This is a genomic window from Ruegeria sp. CF3, from assembly GCF_056537365.1.
Window position 1 is genome coordinate 1,003,539 of record NZ_JBQFRK010000001.1, and the last position, 19,597, is coordinate 1,023,135.

A 19,597-nucleotide genomic window follows, 5' to 3' on the forward strand; every position below is an offset into this window, starting at 1 on the left:
GATATTCTTGGCGCTTCAGAGGTGCTCTTGCACATCCACGCAATGATACTTGGTCGCATCCAATATGTTGTGGTCCCTATCGGCAGCAGTAACGCACAGTGTCGTCCCTCCCTCGCGCGCCGATGTCGAGGCCGCCTCCTTCGTCACATAGCTTGGGTAATCATCGTGCCGATGCCACCTGCCCTGAACGGCATTGAATTCGCTTTGGGCATTTCTGCCGACTTGCTCAACGGAATAGCTTTCGCCCCACCATGTATGGAAATGGTTCTTCGATACGTCCGGAGTGAAATTCGCATCGTAGTTTACAAGCAGTTCGTCGCCCTCTTTGGCGACCGATACAATCTGCACCTCACATCCATCCACAGGGCAGGCATTGGGCATCGCTGACTGGGCAGTTGCATCAGCACCAAACAAGAGTGTAGCTGCACCCAGGATCAGAGCGCCCTGACGAAGCTGGTTTCCTGAAGTATTCAATGACATCATTCCCTCCCAATCTTGGTTGAAATACGCAATTGGTGCCGATTCTAGCACAATCGCGAGTTTCTTTCTGAGACTTTCACCACAGAAGCCAGAATTCAGGCGTGCCACGTCGTTTATCGGCGGACGACCTCAAACTCTAATGGGCGCGCATCAGAGTGCAAAATTGATAGTGCAGGCGATATCAGCCCGCTATCGGCCAGCATTATGTTCTCGCGCTTAAGCTGGATTTCACGCGCATTCTCGAATTGTACGTAAGTTCCCGACGAACTGCGATCCGCCAGCATCAGCTTCCCGCCTTTCATGCTGAGTACCGCATGCAGTCGCGAAACCCACGGCTCAGGCAGGATGACATCGCATTGACTGGATCTGCCGATCGTTAGCTCCCCGCCTTCCCGACACCGCCAGGTATGATCGTCGTGATAAAGAATGAGCGCAAAGCTTTCATTCTGTTGCATGCCCTCAGATCCGCTGGCCGTCTGCGTCGGCAGATGCATCACGGTGCTTAACCCGTCCGTTGAGGCCACGATTGAATAGGCTTTGACCGGTTCACTCACACCTTTCAGGCGAAGCGATCCGATTGGGGTGAGCATCTGGAGACTTTCGGGGCTTAGATCCTTGGCGACGCTTTCGCTGACGCAAGCTTCACCCGGATTGGCCGCCGCCGCCAAACGTGCGGTCAGATTAACTGTTTCGCCAAATATCCCATTATCGCCAATAACAACAGGACCTTGATGAACACCCGCGTGGACCGACAATAATGTTCCGGGCGGTTTCTGAATCATCTCTACAACCGCGTTTACGGCGGCTTCGGGTTCCTTGAAATAGGACAAGACGTCATCGCCTTTCTGCCCCACAGGAACTCCGCCAAACCCTAGTAGAACCTCACGCAATCGATCGATTTCAAACTGAATCAACTGCTGCGCCTGATCGTCCCCCATTTCTTCGTAGAACGGAGTGCTGTCAGAAATGTCAGCAATTATGGTCGTGACGAGCTTGGTTTCCACGGTGCTTCTCGCAATGTGTTCGTCCGGAACGGCAAACCCTATTTGGGATCATAGACATAACCTATACCCCGCACGGTTCTGATGATTTCCGGCTTTTCCGGGTTGGTTTCAAGCTTCCGGCGCAGTCTGGATATTCTGATATCAATGCTGCGATCGAACGGATCCCAGGACCGGTCGTGCGCTTGTTCTAGCAACTGATCACGGTTCAAAACACGCCCTTTGTTTTCAGCAAACACCTTGAGCAGACTATACTCCATCGCCGTTAGCGGGACCTCGGATCCATCCGGCGCAAGAAGTTTGGCTGCCTCTTTATCCAGCGTGTAGTCGCCAAAAAGGGCCAAATTGCCTTCGGAGGCATCTGCGGGCAGACTTTCGTTTATGGCCCCTCGGCGTAATAGGGCCTTGATCCGCGCTTCCAGTTCCCGAAGATCAACCGGCTTTCCAAGATAGTCATCTGCCCCCATCTCAAGCCCGATGATCCGGTCCACTACATCGCCTGCTGCAGTCAACATGATCACGGGCGTCGTGTTTTCAGGACGAAGCGATCTGAGGATCGAAAGACCGTCTTCCTTTGGCATATTGATATCCATGATCATGACATCAACAGCACGAGAGGAGATGACAGACCGGAGCTCTTCTCCGCCAGCGGCTGCAGAAACCTCGTACCCGCGTTTGCTCAGATATTCCTGAAGCATCTCGCGCACGTCGATCTCGTCATCGCAAACCAGGATATGGGTTTTCTGGTCATTCATCAGTTTGATCCTTCTGATCGGCGAGCAGCTTTCCGACAAGTATTCTCAGTTCCGAAGGCGAGACGGGTTTTTCCAGATAGGGCAGACCGGATTCCTTCAGCAGTCCCAATGAGCTTTCACCCATGGTGTCCCCGGTGATGTATGCTGTCCGGGTCAGCATTTTCGGAAAACGCGCCACCAGCGCCTCATAAATCTTGCGTCCGTCAACACCGGGCATGTTCATATCACTTAGGAATACATCGTAGTTGGCGGACTGCAGTTGCCTGAGCGCCTCTTCCCCTGAGGTAACGAAATCAACGTGAAAGCCGTCCTTCCGCAGTATCTCGGCATTGATCTCACCCACTTCGACCTCATCATCCACGACCAATGCACGGTGCTTGGCAAAATTCGCGGCGGGTTCGGGTTTTTCTTCAGCCACATCATTTTGCATCTTTGCGACGGGCAGAGTTATCCGGAAGCAGGTGCCGGACACTGCGGCCTGATCAAGCCTGATCTGACCGCCATGGGACAGAATGATCCGGTGACAGAAAGCAAGCCCAATCCCGGTGCCGTCACCCACTTCTTTTGTGGTGAAGAACGGCTCGAAGATACGTGCGCGTATGGCTTTGGGGATACCGGGGCCATTGTCCTGAACCGTGATCTCAACCATTCCGATGGCAGGCTTGACCTCGGCAGACAGCATGATCTGGTCGCCGATGCCGGATGCGGTCATGGCCTGCTCGGCATTGATGATAAGATTCAAGACGACTTGCGTAAGCTGGTCCGCATCCCCGGCAACTGCAGGCAGGTCTGCTGGCACACTTTGCTCAATGCGAATTTCACCTGATGAGCTACCGTACCCGGCGACATCCGCAGCTGTTTCGATCAGGCTGGGAACATCAACCTGCTCGATCTTGCTGGGCTGCTGACGCGCCATCGCCAGAAAGGTCTTTACAATCTTCGCGCAGCGTTCTGCAGCATTGCCGATTTTTTCAATCCTGACACCGAGATCGGGGTCGGAAATTTCTTCCTTCAACATCAACGAATGACCCACAACAACCGACAATGGATTGTTAAGCTCATGCGCCACACCGGCGAGTAGTTCGCCAAGCGCAGACATCTTTTCGTTCTGGAACAGCAGCTCTCGTTGCTTTTCAAGCTCAGCCTCAATGGCCAATTCATCGGTCAGATCGCGGGTATTGGAAACGATTACTTCTTCACCATTGAACTCGATCAGCCGTGAAGAATCCGCCCCCCAGAACTTTCGTCCGCTTGCATCGACGAACTCCATACGCCGATCCTTAAGCGCCCCCGCTTGCCGGAGGTCTTTCAGGTACCGTTCGCGCTCATTCGGATCCGCATAGTAGGATTTCGAACTTTCTGCATCACCAAACAGCGCCTTTATCTCGGGCGTAGCAAACAGCACCTCGCCGGTGTCGGCATGCGTCATGTTGATGGCTGCTGGATAAGCCTCCATGACCTGACGGATCAAGGCATCAGCCTCTTTCTGGACGGTTAGATCGATCACGCTGGTCACGATGACTTCTTCGCCTTTGTAATCGATCAATTGAGACGAAATCGACGCAGGGAAGGTTTTGCCAGCCGCATTAATCAAGTCGAGCTTGTAGTCATCGACACGACCATCGGCCAAAAGCTGGGTTACAAAATCCGCGCGCTCTTCCGGCTTTTGATAATGCTGTTTTGCAGATTTGGAAGGTCCGAACATCTGCAGCGCAGCAGGCGTGCGATACAGTATCTGACCATCACCAATCCGCGCCATAGTTACGATAGCAGAACTGGCATCCAGCACCTTTCGGATCAATAGATCCCCGTCGCGCTCTTCGACCTCGGCTTGTTTGCGTTCGGTGATATCCTCACGCGTGACGACAAATCCGCCGAACTTGGTGGGATGAACAGAAACCAGATAGGTGCGCCCATCCGTTTCCATCAGCTCAAAGTCTTGGATGAACTCGACCCCATTAGCCAACCGGTCCGAAACCCACTGCTGTTCATTGCCGATGGCTTCGGCGTAAATTCCCCGGCGCGCCGTCTCGCGCATCAGGATTTCCCAGTCCAGTCCGGGTTGCAGCAGGTCGGCAACCCCCTTGTTCATCTCGGCATATCGTTGATTGAACAGGACAAGGCGGCGATCATCATCATAGAGGGCGAACCCTTCTTTGAGAGATTCGATCGCATCACGAAGAAGGTCCCGCGCCTTCTCGATTTCTTCAAATTCGTTCGCCATGCCCATCGTCATCCTGAATTTTTAGGATACCATTGTTTCAATGCCATTTCAAAATCAGCATCGCGTGTTTCAATTGTTTCAATAGGTGCCAACTCAGCCAAGTACAGGCCGATAAACCTGTTTGTTTTTGAGCCAGATAGCAAGTTGTGTGACCTGCTTCACAGAGCAACAACTGAAACACTTGGCACCGCTTCCAGACATCACAATGAAACATAGAAAGGTCAGTTATTGCCCATCTTAAGTGCGATTGGGTAAGAACGATGACTATTTCTTTTAGAACTACTGAAATGATTAACGCACCTATTTTTGCGTTGCATTCTTCGGCGTCCAATAGTGGGCAATGGATCCAACTGGCGGCGGATCTGGAAGGTCGCTTTAGTGTTCACGCTGTTGATCTTCCCGGGTACGGTCGTAGCCCGTTGACTGGAGATAACTCTCAAAACGGTGCGGCGTTTTCTGCCATACCGGTAATCCGCGAAATCGAAGCGCTGGGACGCCCCGTGCATCTGGTTGGGCATTCCAACGGCGGAGGCGTCGCCATCAAGGTCGCGTTGATGCGTCCTGATCTTGTCAAAAGCCTGACGGTATATGAGCCTGCAGCCTTTCATTTTCTGCAGGCTGGCAATGATGCCAGCAAGAAACTGTTCGGGCAAATCCAGCTTCTCGCGGGTGTGGTGAGCGCCGCAGCAGCGGATGGCGATGCCGCTGCTGGTATGCATCACTTTTTGGATTTCTGGAACGAGAAGGGGTTTTGGAACTCGCTGCCCGCGCAGGCCCAGGACCGGTTCATTGGGATGATCCCATCAGTCATGTCTGATTTTGCAAAAGGTTTTGCTGAAACCTGGCAACTGAAGGACCTGTCCAAGCTTGAAATACCGACGTTGGTAATGACTGGTTTGGAGTCACCTGAGATTGCGCAGCACGTCTCGGTCGAGATCGCGAAGGCTTTGCCCAATGCGCGGATCGCGTTGCTGCCCGAGCTGGGCCATATGGCGCCGGTCTTCCAGCCCGAATGGATCAACGCAAGGATTTTCGAACACGTGGCCAATGTGGAGCGGCCCGTTGAAACTGTCAGCTGGCCAGAACGTCAAGCTGCCTGACCGGGGCCGCATTTAGCAATGCGGCCTTCATCAAACCACTGCCACATCAAAAAGGAGCAATATCATGGGTATTCAAACATCGATCAACGCCACCACAGACTTTGCGGCAATCAAAGCAAAGCAAAACGTCGCCTGGGGCTCCGGCGACTACAGCAAAGTGGGTGTCACCCTTCAAATTACGGGTGAAGAACTGGCTGAAAGCATGGATCTGATGCCCGGTTCCAAGGTACTGGATATCGCCGCCGGGAATGGTAATGCCACGCTGGCCTTCGCCCGGCGCTTTTGTGATGTTACATCGACCGACTATGTAGAAGCCCTGCTGGACGCCAGCAGCCAGCGCGCCAAAGCGGAAGGTCTGTTCGTGACCTACAAGGTTGCCGACGCCGAAAACCTGCCTTTCGATGATCAATCCTGCGACGCGGTGGTTTCGACGTTCGGCGTGATGTTCACACCGAACCAACAACAATCAGCAGCAGAGCTGCAACGGGTCGTCAAAAGCGGCGGCAAGATTGGTCTGGCCAACTGGACGCCGGACAGCTTCATCGGCCTTCTGTTCAAAACAATCGGTAAACATGTGCCTCCACCTGCTGGCGTAAGCTCTCCGGCTTTGTGGGGCAGCCGGGACTGGATTGAAGATTCCTTCGGATCGCACAGCACCATCGTTTCGTTCCGACGCAAGAACTTCATGTTCCGCTACCGTTCAGCCGAACACTTCCTAGAGTATTTTCGGACTTTCTATGGTCCGATGCAAAAGGCCTTCGATGCACTGGACGCACCGGGACAAGAGGCGCTGCAGCGCGATATCATGGCCCTGATCGAGAAGTTCGATATCTCAGGCAATGACACACTTTGCATCTCATCCGAGTACGCTGAAATTGTCATGCAGCGTGGCTGAGATCGTGAATCACTGGCTCATCGTTCTTTGACCCAACCGTCAAAGAACGATGAAGATTACCCGGTGTAGTCGATCCACCATTTTCTTGGTATTAGTTTGTTTAAGGGGGATTTTGTTATGGCCGAGCGCACACTTTATGAAAAATACGGTGGGTTTTCACAGATCAGCAAGATCGTGTTCTCGTTCTATGACATCCTGCTGGACAATGACGAGGTTGGACCCTTCTTCGACAACGTGGATATGAGCCGCATGGTCGACCATCAGACCAAGTTCATAGCGTCGCTCCTTGGTGGTCCGGCCTCCTACACCGACAATCAACTGCGCCAGTTACACTCTCATCTCGAAATTACCGATGACCATTTCGACGAATTGGAGGTCGTGCTCCGTGACGCTTTGCAAAGACACGGCGTGGATGCCGAGGACATCGATATCGTTGTCGCGGAATTCAGTAAACGTCGCCCCTTGATTGTTGGATAAATCATGACCATCGAAGCCATCAATGAACAGCTCCTTCGCGCGATTGGTGTGGGCGTTGCCCTACTGGACCGTCAATCGCTGAAGTTTGGGTTCCGCAATGATACGTTTGACGAGTGGTTCAGTGCCGATGGCCCTTCAGACCAATTGCAGCAGCTCTTTCCTGATCTGGATATCGACACAGTGCAAACAAGCCTGTCCGGCACCGGGCGACATACATCAGAAATCACGTTCAAAAAGAAACGCCGCACACTGGTGATCGCACTCGATTTCACGGTCGCGCATGACGATGTGCTGGTTCTGGTATGTCAGAACATCACCCGCATCAAAGAGCTGGAGTCCATGATCGACTCCTATTCGATGATGGTGGAACGGAACACCCGCGAGTTGAAGCGGGAAAAGGAGCAGGTTGAAAAACTGCTGCTAAATCTGATGCCCCGGTCGGTCTACGAAGAGTACAAGACTTTCGGCGTGGTCACGCCACAACTCTATGATCCCGTCTCCGTCCTGATGCTCGATTTCGTGGGGTTCACGGATATGGTCGCCTCGCAGGACCCAAGCGTCACGGTCACCGAACTGAATGATATCTACAGCGCGTTCGATCGCATAGGTGAGCAATTCGGTTGCGAACGGATCAAGACGATTGGAGACGCATATATCACCGTCGCAGGCCTGCCCGATCCGACTCCGGATCACGCCAAGGCAATTGCAAACACAGCCATTCGTTTCGTACGCTATTTGACCCGCCGAAACCTGAGCCATCCGCATCAGTGGCGGTGCAGAATTGGACTGGCCACGGGATCGGTCGTCGGGTCGGTCGTTGGCATCCAGAAGTATGTGTACGATATCTTTGGTCCGGCTGTGAATCTGGCCTCCAGACTTCAGGAATTCTCTGACCCGATGCAGATTTCAGTCCAGGACGAAGTCGCGCAGGTCCTCAAAGATCAGTTTGACCTTGAGAATGTCGGCGCGCGAACAATCCGTGGGTTTGGAGAGCAAGACATCTGGCGCTTGTCCGACGATAGCTGAGCGTCAATGCCCGCTGTAATCCTTTGTTCGCACCAAATGGTGACTGATCACTGCATTGAATACAGTAGGCTGTTTACCCAGTCCCAAAACCACTGATCTTGATCCCGAAATAAGCGGCTACTCGTTTCGGCATTTGGTGACAACGGTTTCCAGCACCTCACCTTCGTGATCAACAACCCGCCAGAGGCAATGTCTCTTACCATTCACCTTCACAAAATCTCGTCGGCGTGCCACTTCCATATCGAGAGTGCGCGCAGTTGTTGCATCCGCTTTCTTCGGATCTCAGAGGCAAACATCGGACCGAACCTGTTCCAACTGTAGCAGTAGGTTTCGTGACTCAGGTCGATGCCTCGCTCGTGCAACAGATCTACGGCATTCCGAAGTGAGATCGGAAATCGGATGTACAGCATCACGGTCAAGCGGATGATCTCAGAACCGGTTATTATAGTAATTGAAAGATGCAGGTCTGGTCATGGGCGAAAGCTACGCAACACCCTTACCCCGCCCAAGCAAAGTTCTTCTGACAAGATTCTTTTGACAGTTCCCCGATTGCAGTTTTCCTTGGTCACACAAACCTGTTCACATAATTCTCCAGAATCTCCTGACGCCCAGATTGTGGTTTCGGGTTGGTATTTTCCTGTAGAACCCGGGCAGAAATCTCTTCCAGACTGCTACCCAACATAGAAACTGCTTCCGGAGTGTTCCAACCGGAATACCGTTCCGTCAGCGCGTCCTCCAAGCCACCGTCTTCAACCATAGCAGCCGCAGCTTTCAAGCCCCGTGCACAAATATCCATTCCGCCGACATGGGCTGCAACAAGATCTTTTGCATCAAGCGATTGCCGACGAATTTTGGCGTCAAAATTTGTGCCCCCAGTTGTAAAGCCACCAGCTTTCAGGATGTAGTAATATGCCAAAGCAACCTCTGGCGTGTTATTCGGGAACTGGTCCGTATCCCATCCGGATTGGTAATCGTTTCGGTTCATGTCGATCGAGCCAAGCATCCCTTCGGCAGCGGCGACCGCAATTTCATGCTCGAAACTGTGTCCGGCCAGGATCGCATGCCCCTGCTCGAGGTTCAACTTGACCTCGTCCTCCAACCCGTACTTCCTGAGAAACCCAATACAAGTCGCGGCGTCGTAGTCGTATTGGTGTTTGGACGGCTCCTGAGGCTTGGGCTCCACGAGAATAGTTCCTTTGAACCCAATCTTGTGTTTGTATTCAACGACCATGTTCAAGAAACGGCCCATGTGGTCCAACTCGGTTTTCAAATCCGTGTTCAACAGGGTTTCATAGCCTTCTCGGCCACCCCATAGAACGTAGTTTTCTCCGCCGAGCTTATGGGTCGCATCCATGCAGGATTTCACTGTCGCAGCTGCAAACGCAAAAACGTCGGGATCAGGATTGGTACTGGCACCAGACATCCAGCGACGATGGCTGAACATATTGGCCGTGCCCCAAAGCAGCTTGGTGCCAGACACCTGCATCTTTTCACCGATATAATCGGTGATATCTTCCAATGTGCGCAGGTTATCGACAAAATTTCCCTGTTCGGGCCGGATGTCAGCGTCGTGCCAGCAAAAGAATGGCTGCCCCAAAAGCTCAAACAATTCGAACGCAATATCTGCCTTCTGACGGGCCCGGTCCATATCGTCCTGAGGATACCATGGGCGTTCGAACGTAGGTCCACCAAAGGGGTCTCCGCCCTCCCACGCGAATGAATGCCACCAGGCCACAGCAAACCGCAGATGGTCCTCCATACGCTTGCCCATAATGATTTCATCCGGGTCGTAGTGACGAAAGGCCAACGGGTTCTTGCTGTCCACGCCTTCAAACTGGACCTTCTCGATCCCTTCAAAAAATCCACTTGGCATTTCTGCCCCCTACTCTGCTTTTTGTGCTGGCTGCTTGCCGAGAATGATCATCGACAAAAGATCGTCGTCAGTCACGTCTGAGATATCGACCGTCCCAACCAGTTTTCCGTTCTTCATGACCGATGCGCGGTCGCACAGTTCCATGACGGCATGCACGTCGTGATCGATCAGAAATATCCCGATGCCTTGCGCCTTTAGCTGGTGGATCAGATCCGCCACCATCTGAGTTTCATGCGGCCCAAGCGCTGCTGTGGGTTCATCCATGATCAGGATACGGGCGTTGAAATAGACCGCGCGCGCGATCGCCACTGACTGTCTTTGCCCACCCGATAAGGCGGAGACCGGGTCATTGAACTTCTGAAAGTTTGGGTTGAGCTGCGCCATGATCTTTCGGCACTCGGCCTCCATGGCTGCGTCGTTGACCAACCCAAACGGCGTCGTCATCTCGCGCCCAAGAAAAAGGTTCGAGGTCGCGTCCAGATTGTCGGCCAAGGCGAGCGTCTGATATATCGTTTCGATATTGTTCGCCCGGGCGTCACGGGGATTGCCAATCTCGACCGGCTTGCCATCGATCAGAATCTCGCCGTGGTCCATCTGATAGGCGCCGGACAATACCTTGATCAACGTGGACTTTCCGGCCCCGTTGTGGCCAAGCAGGCCAACGACTTCACCCGGATAGAGATCGACCGACACATGGTCGACGGCCTTGATCCCACCGAAGGAAATCGAGATGTCGCGCATCTCGACTAATGGCGGCGCGCCTGAACCGCGCCCAGTGCCAGAAGGTTTTTTCTGCGTATCCTGAGCTTGCATCACTTTGCCCCCAGTCGCTTGCGGTAAACGATGTCGATATAGACGGCCAACACGAGGACGCTGCCGACGACGATGTTCTGAAACGGCGCGTCAACGCCAACCATTGCCATGCCCGATTGCAGCGCCTGCATGATCAATGCACCCAGGATCGCGCCATAGATGGTGCCGATGCCGCCCGACAATGCGGTTCCTCCGATCACTGCAGCTGCTATGACCCGAAGTTCGTCGAGCGTACCAATGTCGTTCGAGTGGTTCGCCAAGCGAGCCGAGGCGACCACCGCGGACACCGCGCACAAGAAACCTATCAAAGCAAAGATTTTCACGGTCAGCAGCCGAGTGTTGATACCCGAAAGCTCTGCCGCATCCGGGTTGCCGCCAGTGGCAAAGATGTACCGACCAAACCGGGTTTTTCGCGCCACAATTGTCAGCGTGACAGCCACGATGATTAGGATGAGTACAGAAATCGGTATGCCGTATCCTACAACTAGCCCCTCTGGCATTGTCTCTCCGCGTGCTTCGAACATACGTTGCAGTCGGCGCGTCGGTATGGCGTAGCTGTTTACGATGTAAACGTACCCAAGGATGGCGATTGCGATTATCCCGGCCAAAGTGGCTTCGGCCCAGACAGGTTTGACGGGGAATCCATGTGCCGCCTTTGCGCGACGACTGCTCCACAAAGCCCAGATCGCGATTGCGGTAGCAAACAAGCCGAACAGCCAGCTTGTCGTCGTTCCCAATGTCCCGTTGGTCCCGCCAAACATCAGGAATGTACTATCCAGAGGACCAATCGTCTGACCGCTGGTCAAATACCACGCCACGTTTCTCCAAACCAGAAATCCACCAAGCGTGACGATGAAGGCTGGTATCGTCAGGTATCCGACCATCCAGCCATGAAACGCACCAATCAGCGTGCCGACAAACAACCCGACGACAATGGTGATCGCCCAGGTTGCAGGATTGTTCAGACCCATACCAAGTACTTGCGGCAAAAGCTCGGTTTGCGTCATCGCCATCACGGCCGAGGTTGTTGCCAGCAGTGCACCAACCGACAAGTCGATGTGCCGCGTGACGATAATAAATACCATCCCGCATGCCATAATGGCGACCGAAACCGTCTGAATGGACAGGTTGAATAGATTGCGCGGCGTCAGGAACCTTCCATCTGTGAAGATGTTGAACCCGATGCACAGGATGACAAACGCGCCGATCATTCCCAAAAGCCGCATATCCAGTTCCAGTTGCTGGAACAGGCTGGGTTTCGCTTTTTCAGGTACCGGCTGAGACGAAGTTTCGGTCATTTCCGATCTTTCATATTCAGCAATAGTCCCCGGCCCAGACGGGGCCAGGGACTTTGAAGTTTAGTTGCAGGGAGCAGGTCCGTTTTCAACGCCCTGACACAGATCTTCCAATGGGATCCATCCAGCGTCCACAACAACGGATAGGTTGTCCTTGGTGATCGGAACGGGCGCGAGGAAGACCGAGTTCATCTCGGTGCCACCAGGGGATGTCCAGCTCACTGCGCCTTCGACGTCAGCAGGGCTTGTCCCTCCGCTCAGTGCGACTGCGATTTCGCCAGCGGCCTTTCCGAGTTCACGAGCGTCCTTCCATACCGAAACGGTTTGAGTGCCCAGCGCAACGCGGTTCAACGCTGCGTGGTCGCCATCCTGACCTGACACCGGAATGCCTTCCATACCCTGTGCTGTTAGGGCCGCAACAACACCGCCTGCAGTACCGTCATTCGACGCAACGACTGCATCCACGTTGTTCTCGTTCGCGGTCAGGATTTGTTCCATGTTCCGCTGCGCGTTCGCGGGCAACCAACCATCTGTGTAGGCTTCACCAACGATCACGATGTCACCGCTGTCGATGGCTGCTCCGATGATCTCTTGCTGACCCCCGCGCAGGAAATCTGCGTTCGGATCAGTAGGAGAGCCTTTGATCATCACGTAGTTGCCTTTGGGCATGGCCTCAAAGACAGCCCGAGCCTGCATTCTGCCGACTTCCACGTTGTCGAAGGTCAGATAAAATGCTCGGTCGTCCTCGATCAGACGGTCATAGGCTATCACAGGAATACCTTCGTCCGCCGCGGCCTGAACCGCGGGACCAATGGCCTGCGCGTCCTGCGCTAGGATGATAAGCGCGTCCACACCCTGGGCGATCAGGCTTTCGATGTCCGATAGCTGCTTTGCGGAGGACGATTGCGCGTCTGCCGAAATGTACTCGGCACCGCCTGCTTCAAGTGCCGACTTGATGGCCGCTTCGTCTGTCTTCCAGCGCTCTTCCTGAAAGTTGGACCAGCTTACGCCGACTACCGGCTCTGCGAACGCAGTCGAGGCCAGCAGCGTGGCTACAGCTGAAAAGCTGAGAATTTTTTTCATGATTTCCTCCCATAAGCAGAGCCATCTCAACTCGATTCGCGGCTCTTACAGTTTTAAATAACACATTTATTTCAGTCGGTAAAATATTTAGTCTATAAGACACACCAAAATTCAAATAGATTGAACCAAAGGTAAGATTCGCGAGGGCAAGATGCTGAAAAGCAAAGCGTCTGTAGTTTCTTTGGACCAACGAAACGCGACCCGCCTGCGGGTGTTGGAACAGATCAGAAGCAATGGATCCGTATCGCGGATTGATATCGCATCCGCCTTGGAGACCAGTCCTGCCACGATCACTTCAGCGACGGCTGATCTGATCTCGGCAGGGCTGATCAAGGAAACCGAAGGCGAAGCTCAGTCAAAGTCTGGAAAAAGAGGGCGGCCCAGAGTTTTGCTGCAATTGGATGGCCAATCCATCCTTGTTGCGGGCCTGAAGATTGCTCGTCAGGTGATCTCGGTCATTTTAGTGGATTTTGAAGGCAACGAGGTGACGTCGCACAACGTCCCGCTTGAAGACGCCCGAATGTCGCCGACGAAGCTTATATCGACTATTCGCGAAGCCCTTGAAGATACGTGCCAACGGGTCGGTCTTTCAATCGGACACTTGGCTGGCGTTTCAATCGGATTGGCCGGGCAGATTGATGCGGCAAAGAACTTTGTCCACTGGTCATCCTCGGTAACTGAAAGAAACATTGACTTCAGCCCTTTACTTGCGAAAGAACTACCCTGCCCTGCATTCGTGGAAAACGACGCGAACCTTGTCGCAAAGGCTGAACAGCTTTCTGGGCTAGGCAACGGGTTGAAGAATTTCCTTGTCGTCACGATTGAACATGGTGTTGGGCTTGGCATCGTTCTGGACGGCCGACTTTATCGCGGGGAAAGAGGGTGCGGGGCCGAATTTGGGCATACCAAGGTGCAACTCGATGGCGCATTATGCCAATGTGGACAACGGGGGTGTCTGGAAGCCTATGTGGGGGACTACGCCCTGATCCGGGAAATGACTGTCACAGGTCACGCCGATAATATGCAAACGGTCTCGGATATCCACGCTCGCGCCAATTCCGGTGATGATAGAGCCGCCTCGGTTCTAGCGCGTGCAGGACAGATGTTCGGGCTTGGAGTATCCAATCTGATTAATCTGTTCGATCCCCAGTGCATTATTGTATCGGGCGCGCAAATGAGTTTTGAACACCTTTGCTCAGCCGATGTTATGACGCGCATTCGAAATGGTGTTGTGAATGTCGACGCACCCTTGCCTGAAATCAAAGTGCATCACTGGGGTGATCTGATGTGGGCCAAAGGTGCGGCCGCCTATGGGATCGAACAAGTCTCGATCCTGAAGGTGAAGGAGCTTGCGGCGAATGCGTCCTGAACTTGCGGCATTACTCTTTCTTGCCACGGCTGCCGAAGCGGGCACTCAACCGCAATTCAAAGTAATAGATGTACCTGCACATATCTACGACGGCGGTTGGGAGCATTTTGTGGGTGGTGGCGTAGCAGTTTTCGACTGTGACGGCGACACGTTTCCCGAATTGTTCGTCGCGGGCGGATCCAATCGATCTCAGCTGTTCAAAAACACCTCTCAGGGCGAGATTTCTTTTCGGATTGAAACGCCGGATCCACTGTTCTTGACGGGAGTAACCGGTGCTTACCCATTAGACATTAACGGCGATGGCTTGACTGACCTGGCCATTTTGCGCGTTGGCGAAGATGTGCTGCTTCAAGGGCAGTCGGATTGTCAGTTCCGTCCCTTCGATAACATCGAGTTCCAATCCGAAGATCACTGGACCACAGGGTTTTCAGCCACTTGGGAAGAAGGCCAGTCTATGCCGACTCTGGCGTTTGGAACTTACGTGGATCGCTTCGATCCAGAAGGTCCGTTTGAATCCTGCGGGCCAACCCTGCTCTATCGCCCGAACGGGAACAGTTATGGCCAACCCCAGCATCTGAAACCGGGATATTGCTCGCTTTCCATTTTGTTTTCAGACTGGGCGCGAACCGGACGTGCTGACCTCCGTATCAGCAACGACCGCCACTATTATGTTCGCGGTGGGCAAGAGCAACTATGGGCCATGGAGCCAGAGCCCCGATTGTATTCGCCCGAAGACGGATGGCTGCCCTATTCGATCTGGGGCATGGGAATTGCCTCTCGCGATCTGACCGGAGACGGCTTTCCTGAGGTTTACTTGACTTCGATGGGTGACCAAAAACTCCAAATTTTTGACCCCGATACCGGCGGCCCGACGTGGCGCGATGCAACTTATGAAAAAGGCACGACTGCCCACAGGCCGCATGTCGGCAATGACGGAAGGCCGTCGACCGGTTGGCACGCGCAGTTTGGAGACGTCAACAATGACGGCAGAGACGACATCTTCGTCGCCAAAGGCAATGTCGAGCAAATGCCCGATGCAGCACTGAACGACCCGAACAACCTTTTGGTTCAGGATTCGGAAGGTCAGTTTATCGAAGCTTCGGCAGAGGCTGGTGTTGCGTCGATAGCGAAGTCTCGCGGCGCAGCGCTTGCGGATCTGAACAACGATGGGCGGCTCGATCTGGTGGTCGTAAACCGTGGATCAAAACTTGAGGTCAACCAGAATATATCAGCAGGTGGCAATTGGCTGTTGGTAGAAGTTACTCAGGACAAATTCAATTGGGCAGCGGTAGGCGGATTTGTCGAGGTTCGAACCAGGCGGGGCTTACAGACCCGCGAAATAACCATTGGCGGCGGACATTTAGGAGGCACGGCTGGCTATCACCATTTCGGCTTGGGGGCTGAAACTCAAGTACAGTTACGGGTAATATGGCCGGACGGAGAAGTCGGTGCGTGGCAGGAGGTCGTGCCGAACCAGATCGTTGAAATGCATAGGTGACTATTGATCTACCGGCAGACCGCTTGGAACATAGGCAGGAACGCCCAACCTCTGCGCAGGGTCTTCAAGACTTGCCAGAAAGCTCAATAACGCGTCGACCTCATTATCTGTTAGAACAACCTTCGGTAAACTATTGCTTTTGGCTATGGCATCTAGATGTTGCTGATCCAGCAGCGGAGTTTTGTCTTCAGAACCCGGAAAATCTGGCAAATAAGCCATTTCAGTAGTGTAGCTTCGCAAAGAAGAAACCGAGTCCAGATGGTGGCGTACGATATCCTCAAGCCGTGCAAATGCTCCATTGTGCCCGTAAGGAGCGGTCAGCGTCACATTGCGGAGCGATGGCGTACGAAAGGCAAACGCGTCCTCGGGGTTACCCGTGACGCGAAGACGACCATCATCTCTGACATGGTTCTCAAATCGAGCGGCCTTTCCGGGCCCGATTTGCGGAAGGGCGATCGAATGAAACTTGTGATCTGTTTGGAACCATCCCACGTGGCATGCGCTACACCCCGCCTCTCCATAAAACAGGTTCATGCCACGTTCGGCGTCTTCGGATAGTGTGCCCTCGCCTCGCATCGCGCGATCAAAAGGACTGTTATCTGCGCGCCATTCGAACGCGATGAAATCTGCGATCACATTTGCTATGGCCGTGAAAGATATCTCACCACCCGGCGTAATGGCTTCAAACCGCTGCTTGTATTCTGGGATAGCGGCAACACGTGCTGCAATCAGATCCCACGCGCCGCCTTGCTGTGTCAAAAGCCCGAGTCGAACTGCCTTACTGACGTCATTTTCCGAGTAATGACCAGCCATTTCGTCTGGTGAAAGAACCGGGAACATCGCCTGCGCCGCTAATGCCGATTGGAAACCGGACCGCATATGTGTCCCCAAAGGTGTTCTAATCCCGTTGGGTTGTGATGGATCGGCCTCAAGGCGCCCATCATGAAAAAACGTCGTAAACTCTGTCGCACCAAGATTCCAAAGCGCCGGTGAATTACGGGGGATGCGTTGCTCCGGCGTATTCTGGGGATCCAGCCTGCGTTCAGCAGCCAGGCCAATCCCGCCTTCCCCGATTCCTAACGAAAGGCCGTCCGAAGTGCCAAACCTCGGGTGATGGCAGGTCGCGCAACTGATGTTCTTGTTGCCGGACAAAATCGGGTCGTAGAATAGCAACTGTCCTAGTTCAACGCGGTCGAAATCAGGTTCTAGGAAAGTTGGAGGTGGCCCAAGCTCCTGAGCGTTGGCGCCATTGCCGGCAATCAAAAAGCCAATGGTGGAAATGACTAACCTAGCTCTCATTGCCATCTTCCGAAATCTCGAGCGTGAGCACCTGCCTGTACGGTTTCTCGTAGGTGCATATGATCGAAGGAAACGAGGATATGTTGGGCGCATTCGGATATCCGGAGGGTTCGATGCACAAACCAGCCGAACCGCTTAGCGGCTTCGCCAATTGGGCACCCGAATAGACCTGTACTCCGGGTTGGTCAGAATAAGCAGTCAGAGAAAGACCGGACGGTGCGGTGAACTTCGCGACCGGACCAGTTGGATCGCGATTCAGGTCAAAGCAGAAATAGTGGTCGATGGCCTTTGGAACATGCCCGATCGATCTGGGCGCAGAGAAATCAAGTTCGCCGTTCTTGGTCGAACACATCGCACCGGACGGAACTCCTTGTTCGTCTAGTTCCAAGTAGCGGACAGAAGCCAGTTCCAGCTTGTGTGCGTCGACACCTTTAGAGCTGCCCAACGAATAATAGTTATGCTGCGTTAGGCTGATCGGCGTAGGACGGTCAGGATAACCTTTTAATATATAGGTCAACCGTGGGTACCGCAGCGTGACGCTGACCTCGAACCGGACATTCGCAGGAAAACCGCTTTCCCCGTCGTGTGAAAGGTAGTGCAATACCACTTCGTTCGGTGCGGTCTGTCTAAGGTTCCAGAATTGTTTGGAAAGCCCCTCAGCCCCGCCATGCAGAGTATTCTTACCCTCATTGGCGCTAAGCCCAAAACGTGTGCCTGCCAACTCGAACCGCGCGCCGCCGATCCGGTTCGCAACACGACCTACAACTGCGCCCACATAACTTGTATCGAGTAAGTACTTGATTGGATCATCAAACCCCAAAATAAGCGGTATATCCTTGAACCACCAACTTTGAGTGATTGCCCCGTAGTTCAGTACCGATGCCCGCATATCGCCATCGGTCAGCATAACCGTCTCGACCCGAGAAGAATATTCCATTGCAGGCGTCATCCTGCCGCCAAGGGCGCCAGCGCCATGTAATACTGTCGATATCGCCCATATTCCCTTTCATAGTGTTCGGCCAGATCGTTACGTGGATCGATAACTTCCTGAATTTTGGGTGGTGTCATGATGTCCCCAAGGTTTGCGTTGTTGGCCGCGCAGATAGCGAGGCGCGCTGCGCCCATCGCCGCTCCGAAATCACTGCCTTTTGGCAAGCCCAACGGCACTTGCAAAACGGTCGCCATTGTTTCCAACCAGAACCTGGATCGTGCGCCTCCTCCAACAGCCATCAAGTTGGTCGGTACGGTTCCTGTGCTTTTTAAGGCTTCAAGACAGTCACGCATCGCGAAGGCAACGCCTTCCATCACAGATTGTGTCAGTTCAGCGGGGCCCGACGCGACATCTACGCCTAAGAAAGCTGCTCGGATACGGCTGTTGTTATGCGGCGTTCGCTCGCCTGAAAGATACGGTAGGAACGCAATCGAGGAGGGTCCGGTTATACTGTCGGGTACCATCGACGCCAGTTTTTCCACAGATTGACTTAGATTGCGAGACAACCAATTCATACTGTTTGTTGCCGAGAGTATGACCCCCATTTGTATCCACATTTCGGGAACAGCGTGGCAAAAGCAGTGTACTGCAGTTTCAGGTGCCGGAGCATATGCATCCCGAGCAACAAGAAGAACTCCGGACGTTCCCAAAGATACAAAACCCGCGCCGTCCCGAATGCTCCCGATGCCACACGCGGCGGCCGCATTGTCACCTGCGCCACCTGCCACAACGACAGGATTGGAAAGCCCCCACGCCCGCCGCAGCTCAGTTTTCAACTCACCAGCCGGTTCGTTCCCTTCGACAAGACGCGGCATCTGCGAGGCATGCATGTGACCCAAACCCAAAGCCGTTTCCGACCATTGACGATTGTCTACGTCCAACCATGATGTGCCGGCACTGTCTGACATGTCCGATATGTACTCACCCGTCAGCCAAAACCGCAGATAGTCTTTAGGCAATAGAACCTTGGCTGTTTTTGAGAACACCTCGGGCTCGTGCGATCGCACCCATTCCAGTTTCGGGGCCGTGAAGCCAGGAAAAACGATGTTTCCTGATATGGTGCGCATCTGTGGAATCTGGTCGAGTGTACTTGCCTCGTCCGCCGAGCGTGTATCATTCCATAGAATGCAGGGCCTAAGAACCCTTCCACTGGCATCCAATAAAGTGGCACCATGCATGTGTCCGCTCAGACCAATGCCGCGAAGTTTTGCGAATGCCGGTTCGTTGTCCGCACGGAGATTCGCGACGACTTCTAAGCAAGCGCTAATCCAATCTGACGGATTTTGCTCGGACCAGCCGGGTTTTGGCGTCGATGTAGAAATGCCAGCTTCTGCGTCGCTGACGACGAGACCGGATTCATCGATCAGAATGCCTCTGAGACCCGACGTTCCCAAATCCAATCCAAGATACATTCGGCG

The 19,597-nt window shown here is 53.7% G+C and carries 17 protein-coding genes and 1 pseudogene; 6 read left to right on the forward strand and 12 right to left on the reverse strand.

The genetic code is table 11. The annotated features are described in order from the left end of the window. Positions 1-15: 15 nt before the first annotated feature. The 4 genes from ACR0KC_RS05075 to ACR0KC_RS05090 form a co-directional block, all read right to left on the reverse strand. Entirely contained in the window at positions 16-480 is a 465-nt protein-coding gene (locus ACR0KC_RS05075; RefSeq protein ID WP_170396227.1) for a hypothetical protein, read from the reverse strand. 113 nt (positions 481-593) lie between these two features. Further along, complete coding sequence (locus ACR0KC_RS05080) at positions 594-1,484, reverse strand: adenylate/guanylate cyclase domain-containing protein (RefSeq protein ID WP_170403417.1); 891 nt, start codon at positions 1,482-1,484, stop codon at positions 594-596. A 38-nt stretch (positions 1,485-1,522) separates the two neighbouring features. Then, a complete protein-coding gene (locus ACR0KC_RS05085; protein ID WP_170396223.1) occupies positions 1,523-2,236 on the reverse strand; it encodes a response regulator in 714 nt (237 codons plus the stop codon). Next, positions 2,229-4,460: an ATP-binding protein gene (locus ACR0KC_RS05090; protein WP_480771555.1), complete on the reverse strand. Its 2,232-nt coding sequence runs from the start codon at positions 4,458-4,460 to the stop codon at positions 2,229-2,231. The genes ACR0KC_RS05085 and ACR0KC_RS05090 overlap by 8 nt, the downstream gene beginning before the upstream one ends. A 287-nt stretch (positions 4,461-4,747) precedes the next feature. Between ACR0KC_RS05090 and ACR0KC_RS05095 the strand changes: the two genes are divergently transcribed. From ACR0KC_RS05095 to ACR0KC_RS05110, 4 genes are all read left to right on the forward strand, one after another. Further along, on the forward strand, positions 4,748-5,560 hold the full coding sequence (locus ACR0KC_RS05095; protein WP_480771556.1) for an alpha/beta fold hydrolase: 813 nt from the start codon (positions 4,748-4,750) through the stop codon (positions 5,558-5,560). Between the two features lie 64 nt (positions 5,561-5,624). Then, a complete protein-coding gene (locus tag ACR0KC_RS05100) occupies positions 5,625-6,455 on the forward strand; it encodes a class I SAM-dependent methyltransferase (protein ID WP_480771557.1) in 831 nt (276 codons plus the stop codon). Positions 6,456-6,572: 117 nt separating this feature from the next. Beyond that, positions 6,573-6,932 (forward strand): group I truncated hemoglobin, encoded by a 360-nt coding sequence (locus ACR0KC_RS05105; RefSeq protein ID WP_170396214.1) that lies wholly within the window; start codon positions 6,573-6,575, stop codon positions 6,930-6,932. Positions 6,933-6,935: 3 nt separating this feature from the next. After that, positions 6,936-7,958, forward strand: a complete 1,023-nt coding sequence (locus ACR0KC_RS05110; protein ID WP_170396212.1) for an adenylate/guanylate cyclase domain-containing protein — start codon at positions 6,936-6,938, stop codon at positions 7,956-7,958. A gap of 123 nt (positions 7,959-8,081) precedes the next feature. Here ACR0KC_RS05110 and ACR0KC_RS05115 read toward each other — a convergent pair. The 5 genes and pseudogenes from ACR0KC_RS05115 to xylF all read right to left on the reverse strand — a co-directional run. After that, positions 8,082-8,422, reverse strand: a pseudogene (locus ACR0KC_RS05115) (DDE-type integrase/transposase/recombinase); the annotation flags it as partial. A 101-nt stretch (positions 8,423-8,523) separates the two neighbouring features. After that, on the reverse strand, positions 8,524-9,831 hold the full coding sequence (gene xylA / locus ACR0KC_RS05120) for a xylose isomerase (RefSeq protein WP_480771558.1): 1,308 nt from the start codon (positions 9,829-9,831) through the stop codon (positions 8,524-8,526). Between the two features lie 9 nt (positions 9,832-9,840). Beyond that, positions 9,841-10,644 carry an ATP-binding cassette domain-containing protein gene (locus ACR0KC_RS05125; protein WP_170403439.1) on the reverse strand — a complete coding sequence of 268 codons (804 nt, stop codon included), beginning with the start codon at positions 10,642-10,644 and terminating at the stop codon, positions 9,841-9,843. Next, positions 10,644-11,942: a sugar ABC transporter permease gene (locus tag ACR0KC_RS05130; RefSeq protein ID WP_480561306.1), complete on the reverse strand. Its 1,299-nt coding sequence runs from the start codon at positions 11,940-11,942 to the stop codon at positions 10,644-10,646. The genes ACR0KC_RS05125 and ACR0KC_RS05130 overlap by 1 nt, the downstream gene beginning before the upstream one ends. Before the next feature lie 60 nt (positions 11,943-12,002). Beyond that, positions 12,003-13,022: a D-xylose ABC transporter substrate-binding protein gene (gene xylF, locus ACR0KC_RS05135; protein ID WP_480705259.1), complete on the reverse strand. Its 1,020-nt coding sequence runs from the start codon at positions 13,020-13,022 to the stop codon at positions 12,003-12,005. A 151-nt stretch (positions 13,023-13,173) separates the two neighbouring features. Between xylF and ACR0KC_RS05140 the strand changes: the two genes are divergently transcribed. Together ACR0KC_RS05140 and ACR0KC_RS05145 are read left to right on the forward strand one after the other, a co-directional pair. After that, the gene (locus ACR0KC_RS05140) at positions 13,174-14,391 is read left to right on the forward strand and encodes an ROK family protein (RefSeq protein ID WP_480705261.1); all 1,218 of its coding nucleotides are present in this window, start codon (positions 13,174-13,176) and stop codon (positions 14,389-14,391) included. Next, positions 14,381-15,889, forward strand: coding sequence for a CRTAC1 family protein (locus ACR0KC_RS05145; protein ID WP_480771559.1), 1,509 nt, complete (start codon positions 14,381-14,383; stop codon positions 15,887-15,889). Before ACR0KC_RS05140 ends, ACR0KC_RS05145 begins: the two co-directional genes overlap by 11 nt. Here ACR0KC_RS05145 and ACR0KC_RS05150 read toward each other — a convergent pair whose 3' ends face one another. Genes ACR0KC_RS05150 through xylB form a run of 3 tightly spaced genes read right to left on the reverse strand, consistent with a single transcriptional unit; the run spans position 15,890 to position 19,591 of the window. Beyond that, the gene (locus ACR0KC_RS05150; RefSeq protein ID WP_480771560.1) at positions 15,890-17,188 is read right to left on the reverse strand and encodes a cytochrome-c peroxidase; all 1,299 of its coding nucleotides are present in this window, start codon (positions 17,186-17,188) and stop codon (positions 15,890-15,892) included. After that, a complete protein-coding gene (locus tag ACR0KC_RS05155) occupies positions 17,178-18,125 on the reverse strand; it encodes an aldose epimerase family protein (RefSeq protein WP_170511823.1) in 948 nt (315 codons plus the stop codon). The genes ACR0KC_RS05150 and ACR0KC_RS05155 overlap by 11 nt, the downstream gene beginning before the upstream one ends. An 8-nt stretch (positions 18,126-18,133) precedes the next feature. Then, positions 18,134-19,591 carry a xylulokinase gene (gene xylB, locus ACR0KC_RS05160; RefSeq protein WP_480771561.1) on the reverse strand — a complete coding sequence of 486 codons (1,458 nt, stop codon included), beginning with the start codon at positions 19,589-19,591 and terminating at the stop codon, positions 18,134-18,136. Positions 19,592-19,597 lie beyond the last annotated feature (6 nt).

Coding starts and splice junctions, on each gene's coding strand:
- ACR0KC_RS05075 (WP_170396227.1), bottom strand. CDS start 480: ATGTCATTGAATACTTCAGGAAACCAGCTTCGTCAGGGCGCTCTGATC.
- ACR0KC_RS05085 (WP_170396223.1), bottom strand. CDS start 2,236: ATGAATGACCAGAAAACCCATATCCTGGTTTGCGATGACGAGATCGAC.
- ACR0KC_RS05090 (WP_480771555.1), bottom strand. CDS start 4,460: ATGGCGAACGAATTTGAAGAAATCGAGAAGGCGCGGGACCTTCTTCGT.
- ACR0KC_RS05095 (WP_480771556.1), top strand. CDS start 4,748: ATGATTAACGCACCTATTTTTGCGTTGCATTCTTCGGCGTCCAATAGT.
- ACR0KC_RS05100 (WP_480771557.1), top strand. CDS start 5,625: ATGGGTATTCAAACATCGATCAACGCCACCACAGACTTTGCGGCAATC.
- ACR0KC_RS05105 (WP_170396214.1), top strand. CDS start 6,573: ATGGCCGAGCGCACACTTTATGAAAAATACGGTGGGTTTTCACAGATC.
- ACR0KC_RS05110 (WP_170396212.1), top strand. CDS start 6,936: ATGACCATCGAAGCCATCAATGAACAGCTCCTTCGCGCGATTGGTGTG.
- xylA (WP_480771558.1), bottom strand. CDS start 9,831: ATGCCAAGTGGATTTTTTGAAGGGATCGAGAAGGTCCAGTTTGAAGGC.
- ACR0KC_RS05125 (WP_170403439.1), bottom strand. CDS start 10,644: ATGCAAGCTCAGGATACGCAGAAAAAACCTTCTGGCACTGGGCGCGGT.
- ACR0KC_RS05130 (WP_480561306.1), bottom strand. CDS start 11,942: ATGACCGAAACTTCGTCTCAGCCGGTACCTGAAAAAGCGAAACCCAGC.
- xylF (WP_480705259.1), bottom strand. CDS start 13,022: ATGAAAAAAATTCTCAGCTTTTCAGCTGTAGCCACGCTGCTGGCCTCG.
- ACR0KC_RS05140 (WP_480705261.1), top strand. CDS start 13,174: ATGCTGAAAAGCAAAGCGTCTGTAGTTTCTTTGGACCAACGAAACGCG.
- ACR0KC_RS05145 (WP_480771559.1), top strand. CDS start 14,381: ATGCGTCCTGAACTTGCGGCATTACTCTTTCTTGCCACGGCTGCCGAA.
- ACR0KC_RS05150 (WP_480771560.1), bottom strand. CDS start 17,188: ATGAGAGCTAGGTTAGTCATTTCCACCATTGGCTTTTTGATTGCCGGC.
- ACR0KC_RS05155 (WP_170511823.1), bottom strand. CDS start 18,125: ATGGAATATTCTTCTCGGGTCGAGACGGTTATGCTGACCGATGGCGAT.
- xylB (WP_480771561.1), bottom strand. CDS start 19,591: ATGTATCTTGGATTGGATTTGGGAACGTCGGGTCTCAGAGGCATTCTG.